Origin of the sequence: Coxiella endosymbiont of Ornithodoros maritimus (assembly GCF_907164965.1) — a bacterium.
In the GTDB taxonomy this organism is placed as follows: Bacteria; Pseudomonadota; Gammaproteobacteria; order Coxiellales; family Coxiellaceae; genus Coxiella.
Window position 1 is genome coordinate 1 of record NZ_CAJRAM010000058.1, and the last position, 16587, is coordinate 16587.

The window sequence follows — 16587 nt, forward strand, 5'->3', positions numbered from 1 at the left end:
CGAGTTCATATCCACCGGTTGTTTCAAATACGCACAGTCCCGATTCAAGAAATGCATTCGGCCGCTTACTAGTTTCCCGTTAAAGCGTTGACTGCTGCACAGCAGCAGCTAACATTTCTGCGGTTTGGCGGACGATTCCTTCATCGTTACCTTCTACCATCACTCGGATCACGGGTTCTGTGCCGGAGGGTCGCAATAAAATACGACCGGCGCCGTTTAATTGTTTTTCGGCTTCGGTGATGGCTTTTTTAATGTTGGGGTTTTTGGCAATATCTAAAATGCCCCTTATGGGAACATTTATTAATACTTGCGGATGTTTAACCATTACTTTTTTTAAGTCGGCAAGGGGCTTTTCAGCTTGTTGCATAATACGCAAAATTTGCAGTGCTGTGATAACGCCATCTCCGGTGGTGGTAAATCCAAGGTCCACAATATGTCCGGAGGATTCACCCCCTAAAAACCATCCCTTTTGCTGCATCAGGTCCAACACATAACGATCGCCGACGGGAGAGCGTTTAAAAGCAATACGATGCCGCTTTAAGGTTTGCTCCAAACCTAAATTGCTCATTATGGTGCCCACGACGCCTAGAGGCGCGTTTTCTTTTAAATAAAATCGATCGATGGCCATGATACATAATAGTTCATCCCCGTCTACTCTCAAGCCGTGATGATCCACCATGATCAAACGATCACCGTCGCCATCAAAAGCAATACCGACGTCAGCGTTGTGTCTCACCACCATTTCCTGCAAGTGAGTGGTGTCAGTGGCTCCGCAGGTCTGGTTGATGTTAAAACCATCAGGGTCGTCAGCAATAGCCATCACTTCTGCGCCTAGCTCGTGAAAAATCGAAGGAGCAACTGCATAAGCGGCGCCGTTTGCACAATCGACGACCATTTTTAACCCTTTAAGCGTTAAATTCGAAGGAAAGGTGCTTTTACAAAATTCAATGTAACGACCGTGCGCTTCGTTCATTCGCGCTGCTTTTCCTAGGCGATCAGCCACGACGGTTTTCATCGGTTTATCAATTTTCTTTTCAATCGCTAATTCCAATTGATCAGAGAGTTTAAAACCGTCTTTATTAAAAAATTTCACACCATTATCGGGGTAGTGATTATGTGAAGCGCTAATGACAATGCCAGCATCGGCTCGAACGGAGTGAGTTAAATAAGCAATAGCGGGTGTCGGCATAGGACCTGTCAACTTGATATTAACACCTGCCGCCGATAATCCTGCTTGAAGCGCTGATTCGATCATGTAGCCAGAAATTCGCGTATCTTTTCCGATTAAGACGGTGGCCGAGTGGCTATTCGCTAATACGCGGCCAACTGCCCATCCAAGTTTAAGCATAAATTCCGCATTAATCAGGGAGTTTCCAACTTTACCACGAATTCCATCTGTCCCAAAATATTTTTTTTGCATTTGTCCTCTTCAATTTTAGGCTCGTCATCCCGCGCTGGATTCCCACCTGCGCGGGATGACGGGCTTTAAGTTTCTCACTTGTGGGTAAATGATATGGTCGCTACTCCTCAATTGCATCAACACTTCGCGTATAGGTTGCAATTTTTATCGCTTCTCGTGTTGCTTTGACGTCGTGGGTGCGGATTATTGAGGCACCATGGTAAGCAGCCAATACATCAGCCGCGATACTTCCAAATAAACGATTTTCGGGGGGTTGATTTAGAACATTTCCAATCATTGATTTTCGCGACCACCCCGATAAGACGGGTAATCCCATTGCCACAAATTCAGCTAATTTATTCAATAAATAAAAATTCTCTGACACATTTTTACCGTAATTCCCTTGTCCAAAACCCGGATCGATGATAATTCGGCTTTCGGAAATACCCGCTTTTTTACAACGTTGAATGCTTTCTTGCAACTCTTTCTTAACGGATTGAAGGAAATAGAAATGCGTTGTTGATCCTGGTTTTCTCGCCCCAGACGGAAAATGCATCAAACAAACAGGTGTTTTTAACGCTGAAACGGTTGTTAAAGCATCCTCCAATTGCAGAGCGCGCTGATCATTGATCATATCAGCCCCCGTATTTACAGCCTCACGCATTACACGAGGACGACTGGTATCCACCGAAATTAATAGGGGGAATCGTTTTTTTATAGCATCGATGGCGGGCATCAGTCGATCTAATTCTATTTGCGTGGAAGGCGAATTGGTTTTGATATCAACAAAAGGGTTGGTGGCCTCACCCCCAATATCCAAAATATCAGCGCCTTCATCCACCATTTTTTCTGCTGTACGTAACGCAGAATTTAGATCGAGGTGGGCATGGTAGAATGAATTGGGAGACACATTGATTATCCCCATTACCGCAGGTTCAGAAAAAACAATGTGTTTATCGTCGCGCAACCGTAGGTGGAATAACTGCTTCAAGAAAAATGCCTCCTTATTCATCATCCCACGGACAAACCGCGGGACGGGGTTTAACGTTAAAGAGGTTATGCAGCTCGGCCATCTTCTACAGGTCGAGGCCTGCCAGGATTTACTGTTTTTTCTTCGCCTTTCTCTTCCGATAGTTCTTTTTCGGAATTTTCTTTATACGCTGACGCGCTCCCATTTTCCTCTTTCCAATCCGGCGGCGGCGAAGGCTCTTTACCTGCTAGAATTTCCTTAATTTGAGCCTCACCAATGGTTTCATATTTAATAAGCGCTTTAGCCATCAAATGAAGCTGTTCGATGTGTTCTTCCAAGGTTTGTTTTGCTGTTGTATAAGCCATGTCAACAATGCGACGGACTTCCGAATCGATCTCTTTGTTAGTCGCATCAGAAATATCTTTACGCTGAGTAACTGAACGACCTAAAAAGACTTCGCCTTCTTCTTCTCGATAAGTCAAGGGTCCTAATTTTTGAGACAAACCCCATTTAGTGACCATATTGCGTGCAATTTCGGTTGCTTTTTCAATATCGTTGGAAGCGCCCGTTGTCACGAGATCGAGACCAAAGATGATTTCTTCCGCAATACGCCCACCAAACAATCCAGCAAGCTGACATTCCAAACGCCGCTTGGTCATGCTGTAACGATCATGCTCAGGAAGAAACATCGTCACGCCGAGCGCCCGCCCTCGCGGGATGATCGTGACTTTGTAAACGGGATCATGTTCTAGCATGTGTAAGCCCACGATGGCATGACCGGCTTCATGATAAGCCGTTAATTTCTTTTCATCATCCCTAATCACCATCGATCGACGTTCTGCACCCATCATGATCTTATCTTTAGCCCGTTCAAATTCGGACATACTGACTTCTTTCTTATTTTCCCGAGCTGCAAACAAAGCCGCTTCGTTTACAATATTAGCTAAGTCAGCGCCTGAAAAACCGGGCGTCCCACGCGCAATCACGGAGGCTTTAACGCCTTTTGCCAAAGGCAATTTATTCATGTGCACTTTTAGAATATATTTACGTCCTTTGATGTCAGGCAAAGGCACTACCACCTGGCGATCAAATCGACCAGGGCGTAAAAGTGCAGGATCAAGAACATCCGGACGGTTGGTCGCGGCCATTACAATAATGCCTTCTTTACCCTCAAACCCATCCATTTCTACTAAGAGCTGGTTCAAGGTTTGTTCACGTTCATCATGTCCGCCGCCCAAACCAGCACCGCGATGCCGTCCCACGGCGTCAATTTCATCGATAAAAATAATGCAAGGCGCTTGCTTTTTAGCCTGATCGAACATATCCCGAACCCGCGAAGCACCCACGCCAACAAACATCTCCACAAAATCCGAACCGGAAATAGTGAAGAAAGGAACCTTCGCTTCACCAGCGACGGCTTTAGCCAATAATGTTTTACCTGTTCCCGGTGGACCCACAAGCAGCACACCACAAGGCATTTTACCGCCTAAGCGCTGGAATTTTCCGGGATCACGGAGGAATTCCACCAGTTCTTTAACTTCTTCTTTGGCTTCATCGACACCGGCTACGTCATCAAACGTCACTTTAACCTGATCTTGACTGAGCAACCGCGCTTTACTACGCCCAAAAGACATTGGGCCGCCGCCACGCCCGCCGCCTTGCATTTGGCGCATAAACAAAATCCATACAAACATTAACATTAAGAATGGCAACCAACTAATAAGAATATGCAAAAACATGCTTTGTTGTTTAGGAGGTTCACCCTTAACGCTGACACCCTTCGCCATTAATTGATTTAATAACGCTTGATCTTCCATGGGCAAATAGGTGATGAAATGTTTGTTATCCTTAGTCACCCCCTTGATTTCATGACCTTGAATTACCACGTTGCTAATTTTGTCATTATTCACCGTCTGAATAAATTGCGAATAACTGTATGGCTGCACATCGGACTGACGCGAACCAAAATTGCTGAAGACAGAGATAAGGACTACAGCAATGACTAACCATAACAGTAAATTTTTAACTATACTATTCAAGGTGTTACCTCGCCTTTTTTCATACCCGTTGATTATAGCCCAGAAATTCACTCGCGAGTATATAAATTTCGCTCGACCGAGACCGTGAAGGACTAGGCTTGAGGAATTTAAGCTGGGTGAAATAGGGGCGCAAATTAATCAAAAAACGATCCACCCCGGGACATTGAAAGACTTTGAGCAAAAACCTACCCTTTCTGGATAATAATTTTTGAGCGCAATCCCAAGCTAATTCGACTAAATGGAGTGATCTTGATTGATCGACATTCTTTATACCCGAAATATTGGGGGCCATGTCAGAAATAACAAGGTCTACTTGTCCAGTTAGGGTCTTTTTTGCAACGATGGCCTCCAATTGGTTAAAGATTCCAGGTTCATTGAAATCGCCCTGAATAAATATCACATCCGACATTGACTGCATGGGCACAAGATCAACGGCAATAACCACCCCCTTAGGGCCTACGAGATTCTTAGCCACTTGCGACCAGCCTCCCGGAGCGGCGCCTAAATCAATAACGTTCATACTAAGTTTAAAGAGCTTATACTTTCGGTGGATTTCTAATAGCTTGTACGCCGCGCGCGAAGGATAGCCTTCCTTTTTTGCCCGTTTGACGTAAGGGTCTTTCTCGTGCTCTTCAAGCCAACGTTTGCTGTGGGTCATTCTGTTCTCGTCCTCTTCTCCTTAAAAGACACCTAACTGCAATTTCGCTGTATCTGATATCATGCCCCGATCCCAAGGAGGATCGAATACCAATTCGACCTCCACTTCACTGACTTCAGGGACCGCTAAGATCTTCCGTTTAACATCTTCGACCAAGCACAGGCTCCATCCTACACCCCGGTGCCGTTAACGCCATTTCAACCAGTACTCGATGCACATTTTCTGCGAGTTTTTCAATATCGCAGGTATACACTAAATCTAAATCAGAATATTCAGCGGGATTCCTGAGTCAAAACGGTGTGTAATTGCGCGCACACTTTATCTTTAACGCCAGCATCTTCAGGCAAATCATCCAACGAATTCTTGATTGGTTTGCCTAACGCATCGGCGTCTTTGACTTCAATTAGCGCCAAATTCCCAAAAATAGTAACTGTAAAGGTCTCACCCAAACTTTACATAATCGTCACTTCACTTCCTTAAGACGCCCGAATCGGGGCGCCCGATGGGGCCATCAGCGCCATTGTATCTCGATTCAATACCGCAATTTCTTTTTCTTCACTCATCTTATTCTTCCTTCAAATGAAAACTTTCCCCACAACCACAAGCACCAATTGCGTTGGGGTTATTAAAATAGAATTGGTATTGACCCAGATCTTTTTTCACATAATCTACAACAGTTCCTTTAATCATGTGGAGACATTTGGGATCAATGGCGATGGTTAACCCTATTGCAGTCTTCATCAAAACGTCATTTTCTTTAGGATTTTCGACAATTTCCGGTTGATACATATAACCCGAACAACCGGTTTTTTTTATGGATAGCCGAAAAAAGGAATGTCCCGTTCCCTTTTTAATTAACGATTGAATATGTGTATAAGCGGCTTTTGTAAATTCAATAATAATTTCTGCCTGTGTCATTCTATTTTCACCAACGTGGCAGTATTGTGATGTAAAGCAGCCAATGCAGTGTGCCAACATAAAGTGGCGCATTTTACTCGAGCGGGATATTCAGCCACTCCTGCTAAAACAGCTAATTTTCCTAATTGATCGGTCTCCCGTTTTGTACCCGTCACTAAATCGTGAAATTGAGAAAATAAAATTTCGGCTGCCTGAATTGATTTTCCTTTTAACGCATCCATCATTAAGGAAGCGGATGCCATGGAAATCGCACAACCGCTTCCTTCGAAATAGGCTTCTGTTATCAAGCCATTTTTCTCTTGGAAAAATACCGTTAACCGATCACCGCATAAAGGATTATACCCTTCGTGGGTATGAGTTGGCATTTCCAATCGGCCGAAATGACGGGGATTTCGGCCGTGATCGATAATCAGTTGATGGTATAAATCGTTTAAATCACTCATAGTTTTCTCAATCTCGATCCTGCTATCCAAACAACTTAACCACTCGGTGCAACGCTTCCACCAACCGATCTACGTCTTGCATTGTATTATAAATTCCAAATGTCACGCGCGCGGTGGCGGGTAAATTAAAACGATCCATTAATGGCATCGCACAATGATGTCCGGCTCGAATGGCAATACCCTCATTATCTAAAATCGTACTAATATCGTGTGGGTGGGCTTGCGCCATTACAAAAGAAATCGCGCTGGCTTTATCAGGTGCATTACCAATGATTCTTAATCCGGGAATTTTTTGCAGTTGTTCGGCGGCATAACACATTAATTCACTCTCATGAAGTTTTATTTTTTCAAACCCGACACGGGTCACATAATCAACCGCCGCCTCCATGCCGATAACGCCACCCATATTGGGTGTACCGGCTTCAAACTTGTAAGGCAGCACGTTATAATCCGTTTTCTTAAAACTCACTCGACTAATCATATCGCCGCCGCCTTGATAAGGCGGCATAGCCGCTAACCATTTTGCTTTGCCGTAAAGAATGCCGACACCCGTCGGGCCATATAATTTATGACTAGAAAATACGTAAAAATCGCACTCCAAATCCTGAACATCCACTTCTCGGTGAGAAATAGCCTGCGCACCATCCAGCAAAACAGGGGTTTTGTTTTGATGAGCCAATTGAATCATCTGTTTAACTGGGTTAACTGTGCCCAACACATTAGAAATATGTATTAATCCGACTAATTTAGTGCGTTTCGTTAATAATCGCTGGTAAGCGTTGAGATCCAAAACGCCGTCATCATCGACTGGAATTACCTTTAATTTAGCATTCACACGCTCACACAAAAGTTGCCAGGGGACAATATTTGAATGATGCTCCATCGCCGAAATTAATATTTCATCCCCACTTTTAACCTGCAATGCCCCAAAACTGGCTGCCACTAAATTAATGGACTCCGTGGCGCCGTGAGTAAAAATAATTTCGCAAGAATCAGTTGCATTAATAAAAGTTTTAATTTTCTCTCGGGCTTCTTCGTAATTTCTCGTTGCACGTTCACTTAATTCATAAATGCCTCTGTGCACGTTAGCGTTATCCTGACAATAGTAACGGGACACCGCATCCATCACGGCTTGGGGTTTTTGTGCCGTTGCGCCGGTGTCTAAATAAACCAGCGGCTTTCCATGAATAAGCTGCTTTAACAGGGGAAAATCGTCACGCACGTTCAATAAATTAGGCATGGCAACACGCCCCCCCCCCTTGACAGTACGGCGTGGCTAGCCGGTCCGTGACTAATTGCTGAATTCGATCGGCGATTACTTTATTGGGCAGCATCTCCAGCACTTCATTGGCGAATGCACAAGTGAGCAAATGTTCGACTGCGCCACGATTAATTCCGCGACTTTGCAGATAAAAAATCGCTTCCTCATTTAATTGACCGGCAGTGGCGCCGTGAGTGCACTTGACATCATCGTTATAAATTTCGAGTTCGGGCTTCGTATCAACTGCAGCTTCCGGCGATAAAATCAAATTTTTGTTCGTTTGATGCGCGGTCGTCTGCTTTGCGTTGGGTTGTACGATAATTTTTCCATTAAAGACTGCTCGTGATTTATCGGCAAGAATACCTTTGTAGCTTTGCTGGCTACTGCAATGTGAGACGCGATGATCGATACGCGTATGATTATCCACGTGGCAGCGATCGTTGAGATGATAAAAACCCAATAGCTGGCAAGAAGCACCGACTTCGTCCAACGAATAATTTAAATCATCACGACTCAATTCGCTACCCATCGCGATATGACCAGAAGTTACTTGACTGTGACGGTTTTGATAAATGGAGGTGTTGGCAATATGAAAAGCACGATCTCCTTCTTGTTGTAATTTATAAAGCTCAAAATGAGCAGCTGAATTAACCTTTATTTGTGTTACCACATTATTAAAATAAACGACACCGTTCGTTCCCTGATACTCCTCAAAAACAACAGCCTTTGCATTCGCTTCAAGAAGAATAACATGACGTATCTGAGACATAGTTGGCAAAGCCGTTGGTTTTGAGAGATGTAGCAGGTGAATGGGTTTTTCTAAACAACAATTTTTAGGAACCTGAAGAAATAAACCATCTTGAAACAAAGCATCGTTCATCAATGAAAAAGCGGTCTGATAATCTTCTTTTATGGCAAGTTCGGTTTGAATATCTCGCTGAATATTTTTTAATGAATTCAATTGCACTTTCGATGGCAGCCCTAATAAATTGGACAAGCGAGGTGCAAAATGCCCATTAACAAACACGACACGATACGCATCCGTCAAAATAAAATTGGCTATGTTAGCATCGGTATTTTCAGCAAACGAAAAAGCTTGCTGGGCAATAGAGTCAACGTTCGTGTACTTCCAATTCTCTATTTTATGATGAGGAAAGCCTTGCAACAAAAAGGCTTTTAATTGCTCTTTTTGCCATAGATACCACTGGCTATTTTGATTTTGTAGCGCTCTCAAGGCGCTTTCATTCCAGGCTCTCATAACCAGCCGTACCCTTTTTTCTCAAGCTCAAGCGCTAACGATTGGTCGCCCGATAATACGATTCGGCCATTTAACAATACGTGCACAAAATCCGGTTTAATATAATCCAATAACCGCTGGTAATGGGTAACTAATAAAATAGCGCGGTCTTTGTTACGCAAACTATTAACGCCTTTGGCAACGGCTTGCAACGCATCAATGTCCAATCCCGAATCGGTCTCGTCTAAAATGGCCAGCCTGGGCTCAAGCATTAACATTTGCAGAATTTCATTACGCTTTTTTTCACCGCCAGAAAAACCTTCATTGACGGAACGTTTTAAAAATTTATCGTCCATATGCACAAGTGCTAACTTTTCTTTGACTAAACTCATTAAATCAATCGCATCAAAAGGCGTTTCGCCCCGTGTTTTACGAATACTGTTTACGGCAGCTTTTAGAAAATAAAGATTATTAACGCCAGGTATTTCAACTGGGTATTGAAAAGCTAAAAATAACCCTTTTGCCGCGCGATCTTCAGGTGATAATTCAAACAAATTTTCATCGAAGTAATGCACGTCACCATTGACGATGGCGTAATCTTCGCGGCCAGCGAGCACAGAGGCCAATGTGCTTTTGCCTGAGCCATTGGGCCCCATAATAGCGTGCACTTCTCCGGCATTAATTGTTAAATCAACACCGCGAAGTATTTGGTTGTTATGAACGCTTGCGTGTAAGTTTTTTATGGTTAACATAAATATCTCTTATTTTTCCACCGTTATCCAACGGCCCCTTCTAAACTCACTTCCATTAATTTCTGTGCTTCAACGGCGAATTCCATGGGTAATTTTTGAAAAACTTGTTTACAAAATCCATTAACGATCATCGAAACGGCATCTTCTTCCGTAATGCCTCGTTGTCGACAATAGAATAACTGGTCCTCTCCAATTTTAGAGGTGGTTGCTTCGTGCTCAACACGAGCGGTTTTATTCTTTATTTCCATATAAGGAAACGTATGTGCCCCACAACGATTACCCAATAACAAAGAATCGCATTGGCTATAATTCCGCGCATTTTCCGCTGTCGGTAATACGCGCACCAGTCCGCGATAGCTATTCTGGGCTCGACCCGCCGAAATACCTTTTGAAATAATGGTGCTTCGCGTATTTTTTCCGATATGAATCATTTTCGTCCCTGTATCCGCTTGTTGAAAATTATTGGTAAGTGCAACGGAATAAAATTCACCGACTGAATTATCACCTTTTAAAATAACACTCGGGTATTTCCAGGTAATCGCCGAGCCAGTTTCAATTTGCGTCCACGAAATCTTGGAATTAATCCCCCGACAAGCACCCCGCTTCGTCACAAAATTGTAGATGCCGCCCTTCCCTTCTTCATCGCCGGGATACCAATTTTGTACGGTGGCATACCGGATTTGGGCGTTATCGAGCGCCACTAATTCCACCACCGCGGCGTGTAATTGATTTTCATCGCGTTGTGGCGCAGTGCAACCTTCTAAATAACTCACATAACTGCCTTCATCAGCAATAACGAGTGTTCGCTCAAATTGACCGGTATTGGCGGCGTTAATGCGAAAATAAGTCGATAATTCCATTGGGCAGCGCACACCTTTTGGAATGTAAGCAAAAGAACCGTCGCTAAACACGGCGGAATTTAACGTCGCAAAAAAATTATCGCCATAAGGCACAACGCTACCTAAGTATTTTTCAACTAATTCGGGATGTTTTTGTACCGCTTCTGAAAACGAACAAAAGATCACACCCGCTTCAGCTAATTTTTCTTTAAACGTCGTTGCTACCGAAACGCTGTCAAAAACGGCGTCGACAGCCACTCCAGCTAATCGTTGTTGTTCGTATAAAGGGATTCCTAGTTTCGTGTAAGTCTCTAGCAATTTTGGGTCGACTTCCTCTAAGCTCTTAGGTTTCTTTTTTGACTTTGGCGCCGCGTAGTAACTGATCGCTTGGTAGTCGATCGGATTAAAACAGACATGCGCCCATTGGGGGGCTTCTAAAGTCACCCAGTGACGGTACGCTTTTAAGCGCCAATCCAGCATGAAACTAGGCTCATTCTTTTTGGCTGAGATCAGACGGATGACTTCCTCGTTTAAACCAGGAGCAATGACATCGGTTTCAATGTCCGTAATAAAACCATGTTCGTATGTTTTGTTAACGATTGTTTCTAAATAACCTTGATTAGACATTTTTTTTCTCACAGCGGCAGTGCCTGCATTTGCAAATACTGATTCGTTTCAACAATGGCTTTTGCATATCGGCCAGATTTAAACTATCTAGCACATCAAATATAAGGGTGTTAATGAGCCGCCAGTTTTCTCGCACACCACACACCGCGTTGTGTTCGCATCGATTGGCACCGCGACTGCATTTCGTCATCGCTGGTTTGCCATCGACGGCGGTGATGATATCAGCAATACTGATGGTCTCTGGCGAGCGCGCCAGTTGATACCCGCCGTTCACTTCCCGCTCGGAATTTACTAATTTACCTTCGCTTAAGAGCTTTAGAACTTTACTAACCGTCGCGGCGGACAACGGTGTCTTTCGCGCAATTTGTGCGGCGCTGTAACGCTCTGCTTTGCTAGAGGGCAGAGTTGTCATCACGGTTGTCGCATAGTCAGCAAGTCGACTGATCTTTAGCATTTGTGTTTCCCAAGCGCCAGCCAATTGTTACTCGGCTAACTAGCCCGTATGAGTGAAACGAAATACGGGAAAACAATGATGCCTTCTATCGTCCCTGTATTTCGTTTCGCTCATACGGGCTAGTTATTGAAAACCTACACTTTTAATCACATCCAGACGCACACTAAAACTTTATTAAACAAGGTGGATATAGTACCATACTCGTCCTATTTCGCAATGCGACCGTAGATGTTTAAAAATGACTGCCTTACAGAGCAAAAGCCGTCTTTCTACCATTTTTAATGTTTCCCTTGTCAGCGCTGTGGTGAACGCGCTTCTGGCTTTATTCAAAATCGTGGTGGGTATTTCCGGGTACTCGCAAGCGCTTATTGCCGACGGAGTCCATTCCTTATCAGATCTCCTTACGGACGGGTTGGTAATGGTCACGGGGCGCATGGGAGCTCAATCACCCGATAAAGAGCACCCTTACGGGCATCGGCGCATTGAGACCATCGGCTCTATTATTATCGCCGTCATTTTAATCTTCGTGGTTATCGGCATTGCGTTTGATACCTTTGAACATCTTATCCATCATGCTCATTTACCTTTACCAACTTTCCCCGTCATTATTATAGCCGTTATTTCTATCATCGCCAATGAGGGTTTATTTCGTTATACCCTCGCCAAAGGAAACCAAATTAATTCTGATTTGTTACGCACCAACGCTTGGCATCACCACAGCGATTCGCTTGTTTCATTAATCGTTTTAATCAGCGTCATTGGAAATCGTTTTGGCATCACTTACCTTGATGCCATTGGCGCTTTTATTATAGCCGTTTTAATCCTACGGATGGGAATTAAAATGATCTGGAACAATGGTAAAGAATTAATTGACACCGCCGTTGATGATGATACGTTCAAAAAAATAACCGAAACGATTTCCAGCGTGCCGGACGTGCTTTCTATTCATCAGTTACGAACACGTTATCATGGGGGCAATATTTTTCTGGACGTACATATTCAAGTGGCTCCTGATATTAGCGTATCGGAAGGACATTATGTCGGTGAACAAGTTCGTCTTACGTTGTTAAAAAGTGTTGAGCACGTGGCCGACGTGACCGTCCATATTGATCCCGAAAATGATGCCACCTCTATGCTGTCAGCGACGCTACCCAGCCGTCAGGCTATTCTTCACTTATTACATGACCGTTGGAAACATTTACCGGGTTTCACCGACATCCGTCGCACGGTTTTGCATTACCTTAATTGTAAATTAGATGTTGAAATTTATTTGCCACTAACTGCATTAGCGGATGATAAGCTATCGTTAGAACAACAATACCGCAACGCGGCTAATCTCGATATTATTAAAAAAGTGACTATTTATTTTGAGTAAACACCGAAAAACTTATTTATTTTATGACCTGGAAACCACTGGGCTAAATAAATGTTTTGATCAAATTATTCAGTTCGCCGGCATCCGCACCGATGAAGCGTTAAATGAATTAAATCGTCACGAAATTTTGATTCGACTTAATCCCGACGTCATCCCTTCCCCTGAAGCAATGATCACTCACCGTTTTAGTATTGATCAAATGCTTTCGGGAAAAGTTGAAATTGAAGCGATTCGAGAAATTCATCAATTAGTTAATACGCCCGGCACGGTTAGTGTGGGGTATAATACCCTTGGTTTTGACGATGAATTCTTACGCTTTTCTTTTTATAGAAATTTACTTCCTCCTTATACGCATCAATATGATAATTTTTGCACACGAATGGACCTTTATCCCCTAACGATTTTATATTATCTATTCAAGCCCAACGCTTTAAATTGGCCAGATCCATTCGACTTAAAACTCGAAAATCTATTAAAAGCGAATCAATTAGCCAAAGGACAAGCGCATAATGCTATGGTGGACGTTGAGGCTAGCGTTGCGCTAGCGAGGTTATTAATGAATCAAAAAACGATGTGGCGTTATGTGATCGGTTATTTTGATAAAAAAACAGAAACCCAACGAATATCACAATTACCTATCGGTATTCAATCAAGTTTTGGCTCTCATCCTGAAGGAGTATTAATCCAAGGGATTTTTAGCGCTCAATTGGCTTATCAAGCACCCGTTATTTATCTTGGACAGCATAACCATTATAAAAATCAATGTTTTTGGCTTCGTCTGGACTGCGAGGAGTTGTTATCGAGCACCGTGGATAGCATCCCACAAACCACTTACGCTATTCGAAAACGAATGGGAGAACAGCCGATTGTCTTACCCGCTTCCGATCGCTATTTACGTCTGTCCGAAGAGCGATTGCAGCTTGCTACAGAAAGCAAAAAATGGTTAGAGATCCATAGCCAACTTTTCCATCATATTTGTGACTACTACCAAAATTTCACTTATCCAAAAGTTCCCAATCTCGATCCCGATGCCGCTTTGTACGAAGTTGGTTTTCCAACCCCTTATGAAGATTTTTTATCCCAACGCTTCCATCTAGCTCCGCCAGCTGAAAAGGAAAAAATCGCTTTGGAATTTCCAAATCCTATCCGCCGTATTCAAGCCTTCCGCTTAATTGAGCGACATTATCCCGATTATCTCCCAGCGGAAACTCAAGCTCGCTTCCTTGATCTTTGTGATTACCGGGGCGAGCGCCGATTAAGCCGAGAAACAGCCTTCAATCAAATTGAGTCTTTAAAACAAGGAAAAAGCTTAGATCAGGAGCAGCTCCGATTACTCGATGAATTAGATTATTATTTAAGACTATCTTAATTTTTTTTTAAGGCTATATTGTCTTCATAAATAGCAGCGACACTCTAATTCTCGAAGAAAAAACGCGGATGTCTCAATCCCTTTTATGGAACTTCCAACGAGAATACTATTATGAGCAAAGCCCTCAGGCGTTTGCTAACCAAGTACCTTTTTACATAACTTGCAATCCTTTTATCACTAATGTTTATGCGGAACTAATTTTTAGCTTTATCCAAGACTGGATTAAGCAACATCCTCAGTCGGCTCAATCCCCTTTTTACGTTCTTGAACTAGGGGCGGGGCCCGGTCGATTTAGCTTTTATACGATAAAACGCTTGTATGAGCTCTTGGATGAAGCGGGCATGAAGACGATCGCTTAAATATGTGGTGAGCATTTTTCCCGCAACAGTTTGGATTTTTGGTTAAATCATCCTGCTTTAACACCTTATGTACAACGCGGCGTATTGGATTTTGTATTATTTGATATTGAAAAAGACAAAGATATCCCCCTTCGTAAGGATAACAGTGACCCTCTAACCAATCCTCTAGTAGTCATTGCCAATTATATTTTCGATACGGTCATGCAAGATTATTTTTATGTGAAAAATAAACAATTGCATGAATACGCTATTAACGGTTACGACTAGAAAAAGGAATACTCAAGACGGGGAAGTATTGGGCATGGAAAAGTGAATCTCAATTACACCAACCATCGGATCGGCGATAATTATTACAACAATGCTGGTATCGACGGCGCTCTAATGTCCTATAAATAAATTATTAACAAAAGATTATTTACTTTGCCCATCTTTGCATTGCAGTTACTGCAAAAATTGATGGCCCTTAGCCAAAATCGTATTTCTTTAATTTTGACTGATAAAAGCTATTGCACCCTCGATGAATTAATGCTCTCTAATTACCCAAAATTTGTTTTTCACGGTAGTTTTTAGATGACAGTTAATATGCATGCAATTGCCATGTTTTTTGAACGCTTGGGAGAGAGGCTTTTTTTCAATCTCCTAGAAAAGGAATTAAGACTTCAGTCTATTATAGCAGGTTTTCATCAAATGAGATGCCAAAAACGCGACGGACCCTCCCAGAACATATAGAGGGTTTTAGCACCGCGAATTACTTTACGATGCAATTCCAAATTGGTGAAGTTTGTGACAGGCTGTCGGTGTAGACATTATTGTCTTGCGTCAATTTAAAAGCCGTTGGGACCCGTATTTAAAAAGCTATACCGCGCCCCATTCATGTCATGACAAACTTAAAACGGCTGATCAAACAACGGCAGGCTACTTACATCTTAACATTGAAAAAATGCAAATAATTTTTATTTCCTCCCCAATGCCCACGATAACTTTTTTGATATATTGCTTTATTTTTCCGCTCATTGAGAATCTGGCCCCGCACAATCCATTATTACGAACAATCCCAGCGTTTTTTTGGTGAACACCATGAGTCGGTTTATAATCTAGCATTTTCTTATTTGGAAAATAACGACAAAAACAAGGCATCAGAATGTTCTCGCCGCGCTCTATCACTTAACCCTTCATCAAAAGATGCTAAACATTCGTTAGAATACATCGAAAATGTCAATCAAGAATTCCAGTTAGCTTTACCTATTTATTCAAAATTATTTAATCATTTCGACTTCGTGAATTTCCTTTTGGAAATGTTTAATTTCATCATTTAACTGTGTTTGCACTTGTTGAATTTGCTGTTGCAAAACAGTTATCTATTTTTGCATCGCTTATTGCAATTGAATAATTTTTTTCTGCGTCGCATCGGTTTTCGCCTTAATTTGCTTAGGCACGCTATCTTGGACCTGCTGGATCTGCTGCTGTAACGTCGCTACAACTTCTTGCATACCACCTGCCGAAAGCGCAGCTGGCTTGGAAGCAGCGAAACTGCTTGATAACTTCAAAAACAACAAGCAGCTGCCTACAATCAATGAGCATTTTTTCATTTCTAAGATACCCCTTCATTTTAGGCTTCATCATTCCCTCGGAAGCGGAATCCAGGCGCGCCGAAGACGCGCTGCGTACGCTGGGTCCTCGTCTGCGGGATAACGGGTTTTTAAGTTTTTATATTTACCACTTGCGGCAATACTATGAGTGCACCATCACAGAAGCCTTAAAAAAAATTAAAAGATATTTGCCTTGTTAGACTCTCTCCGTACACGAAGGAAAGCGATGAATTTATCTTCTGGGCAGGCGGAATTAATGGAAAGGTTTGTTTTAATTGAAGCAATTGATTATAGGGGT

At 42.8% G+C, this 16587-nt stretch carries 16 protein-coding genes and 2 pseudogenes; 5 read left to right on the forward strand and 13 right to left on the reverse strand.

Translation table 11 applies throughout. The features are described from left to right. Positions 1-79: 79 nt before the first annotated feature. The 12 genes and pseudogenes from glmM to OWO34_RS06095 form a co-directional block, all read right to left on the reverse strand. Positions 80-1420 carry a phosphoglucosamine mutase gene (gene glmM / locus OWO34_RS06040; RefSeq protein ID WP_267256891.1) on the reverse strand — a complete coding sequence of 447 codons (1341 nt, stop codon included), beginning with the start codon at positions 1418-1420 and terminating at the stop codon, positions 80-82. A gap of 100 nt (positions 1421-1520) precedes the next feature. Next, complete coding sequence (gene folP, locus OWO34_RS06045; RefSeq protein WP_267256892.1) at positions 1521-2414, reverse strand: dihydropteroate synthase; 894 nt, start codon at positions 2412-2414, stop codon at positions 1521-1523. A gap of 41 nt (positions 2415-2455) precedes the next feature. Continuing rightward, positions 2456-4408 (reverse strand): ATP-dependent zinc metalloprotease FtsH, encoded by a 1953-nt coding sequence (gene ftsH / locus OWO34_RS06050; protein WP_267256893.1) that lies wholly within the window; start codon positions 4406-4408, stop codon positions 2456-2458. Positions 4409-4427: 19 nt separating this feature from the next. Then, positions 4428-5066, reverse strand: coding sequence for an RlmE family RNA methyltransferase (locus tag OWO34_RS06055; RefSeq protein ID WP_267256894.1), 639 nt, complete (start codon positions 5064-5066; stop codon positions 4428-4430). Between the two features lie 21 nt (positions 5067-5087). Continuing rightward, positions 5088-5629, reverse strand: a pseudogene (locus tag OWO34_RS06060) (iron-sulfur cluster assembly protein). A 1-nt stretch (position 5630) separates the two neighbouring features. After that, positions 5631-5984, reverse strand: coding sequence for a Fe-S cluster assembly scaffold SufA (gene sufA / locus OWO34_RS06065; RefSeq protein ID WP_267256895.1), 354 nt, complete (start codon positions 5982-5984; stop codon positions 5631-5633). Further along, positions 5981-6427, reverse strand: coding sequence for a Fe-S cluster assembly sulfur transfer protein SufU (gene sufU, locus OWO34_RS06070; protein ID WP_267256896.1), 447 nt, complete (start codon positions 6425-6427; stop codon positions 5981-5983). Before sufU ends, sufA begins: the two co-directional genes overlap by 4 nt. Before the next feature lie 22 nt (positions 6428-6449). Further along, complete coding sequence (locus OWO34_RS06075; RefSeq protein WP_267256897.1) at positions 6450-7667, reverse strand: cysteine desulfurase; 1218 nt, start codon at positions 7665-7667, stop codon at positions 6450-6452. Next, the gene (gene sufD, locus OWO34_RS06080; protein ID WP_267256898.1) at positions 7660-8946 is read right to left on the reverse strand and encodes a Fe-S cluster assembly protein SufD; all 1287 of its coding nucleotides are present in this window, start codon (positions 8944-8946) and stop codon (positions 7660-7662) included. The genes OWO34_RS06075 and sufD overlap by 8 nt, the downstream gene beginning before the upstream one ends. Continuing rightward, positions 8943-9677, reverse strand: coding sequence for a Fe-S cluster assembly ATPase SufC (gene sufC, locus OWO34_RS06085; RefSeq protein ID WP_267256899.1), 735 nt, complete (start codon positions 9675-9677; stop codon positions 8943-8945). The genes sufD and sufC overlap by 4 nt, the downstream gene beginning before the upstream one ends. Positions 9678-9700: 23 nt before the next feature. Next, entirely contained in the window at positions 9701-11143 is a 1443-nt protein-coding gene (sufB, locus tag OWO34_RS06090) for a Fe-S cluster assembly protein SufB (protein WP_267256900.1), read from the reverse strand. After that, the gene (locus OWO34_RS06095; RefSeq protein ID WP_267256901.1) at positions 11136-11597 is read right to left on the reverse strand and encodes an SUF system Fe-S cluster assembly regulator; all 462 of its coding nucleotides are present in this window, start codon (positions 11595-11597) and stop codon (positions 11136-11138) included. The genes sufB and OWO34_RS06095 overlap by 8 nt, the downstream gene beginning before the upstream one ends. Positions 11598-11835: 238 nt before the next feature. On the opposite strand from OWO34_RS06095, the gene OWO34_RS06105 reads away from it, so the two are divergent. The 5 genes from OWO34_RS06105 to OWO34_RS06125 all read left to right on the forward strand — a co-directional run bounded on the left by OWO34_RS06105 (position 11836) and on the right by OWO34_RS06125 (position 16016). Beyond that, entirely contained in the window at positions 11836-12972 is a 1137-nt protein-coding gene (locus OWO34_RS06105) for a cation diffusion facilitator family transporter (RefSeq protein ID WP_267256902.1), read from the forward strand. Beyond that, on the forward strand, positions 12965-14341 hold the full coding sequence (locus OWO34_RS06110; protein WP_267256903.1) for an exodeoxyribonuclease I: 1377 nt from the start codon (positions 12965-12967) through the stop codon (positions 14339-14341). Before OWO34_RS06105 ends, OWO34_RS06110 begins: the two co-directional genes overlap by 8 nt. A 68-nt stretch (positions 14342-14409) precedes the next feature. Continuing rightward, complete coding sequence (locus OWO34_RS06115) at positions 14410-14700, forward strand: hypothetical protein (RefSeq protein WP_267256904.1); 291 nt, start codon at positions 14410-14412, stop codon at positions 14698-14700. 30 nt (positions 14701-14730) lie between these two features. Further along, positions 14731-14967 carry a hypothetical protein gene (locus OWO34_RS06120; protein WP_267256905.1) on the forward strand — a complete coding sequence of 79 codons (237 nt, stop codon included), beginning with the start codon at positions 14731-14733 and terminating at the stop codon, positions 14965-14967. Positions 14968-15713: 746 nt separating this feature from the next. Continuing rightward, positions 15714-16016 (forward strand): tetratricopeptide repeat protein, encoded by a 303-nt coding sequence (locus OWO34_RS06125; protein ID WP_267256906.1) that lies wholly within the window; start codon positions 15714-15716, stop codon positions 16014-16016. Here OWO34_RS06125 and OWO34_RS06130 read toward each other — a convergent pair. After that, positions 15957-16289, reverse strand: a pseudogene (locus OWO34_RS06130) (hypothetical protein). The gene OWO34_RS06125 and the pseudogene OWO34_RS06130 overlap by 60 nt on opposite strands. Between the last annotated feature and the right edge of the window lie 298 nt (positions 16290-16587).

What these genes read in the sequence shown, in the direction of transcription:
- sufC (WP_267256899.1), bottom strand. Translation starts at nt 9,677, where the DNA reads ATGTTAACCATAAAAAACTTACACGCAAGCGTTCATAACAACCAAATA.
- OWO34_RS06095 (WP_267256901.1), bottom strand. Translation starts at nt 11,597, where the DNA reads ATGCTAAAGATCAGTCGACTTGCTGACTATGCGACAACCGTGATGACA.
- folP (WP_267256892.1), bottom strand. Translation starts at nt 2,414, where the DNA reads ATGATGAATAAGGAGGCATTTTTCTTGAAGCAGTTATTCCACCTACGG.
- sufU (WP_267256896.1), bottom strand. Translation starts at nt 6,427, where the DNA reads ATGAGTGATTTAAACGATTTATACCATCAACTGATTATCGATCACGGC.
- OWO34_RS06055 (WP_267256894.1), bottom strand. Translation starts at nt 5,066, where the DNA reads ATGACCCACAGCAAACGTTGGCTTGAAGAGCACGAGAAAGACCCTTAC.
- OWO34_RS06105 (WP_267256902.1), top strand. Translation starts at nt 11,836, where the DNA reads ATGACTGCCTTACAGAGCAAAAGCCGTCTTTCTACCATTTTTAATGTT.
- OWO34_RS06075 (WP_267256897.1), bottom strand. Translation starts at nt 7,667, where the DNA reads ATGCCTAATTTATTGAACGTGCGTGACGATTTTCCCCTGTTAAAGCAG.
- sufD (WP_267256898.1), bottom strand. Translation starts at nt 8,946, where the DNA reads ATGAGAGCCTGGAATGAAAGCGCCTTGAGAGCGCTACAAAATCAAAAT.
- OWO34_RS06115 (WP_267256904.1), top strand. Translation starts at nt 14,410, where the DNA reads ATGTCTCAATCCCTTTTATGGAACTTCCAACGAGAATACTATTATGAG.
- sufA (WP_267256895.1), bottom strand. Translation starts at nt 5,984, where the DNA reads ATGACACAGGCAGAAATTATTATTGAATTTACAAAAGCCGCTTATACA.
- sufB (WP_267256900.1), bottom strand. Translation starts at nt 11,143, where the DNA reads ATGTCTAATCAAGGTTATTTAGAAACAATCGTTAACAAAACATACGAA.
- glmM (WP_267256891.1), bottom strand. Translation starts at nt 1,420, where the DNA reads ATGCAAAAAAAATATTTTGGGACAGATGGAATTCGTGGTAAAGTTGGA.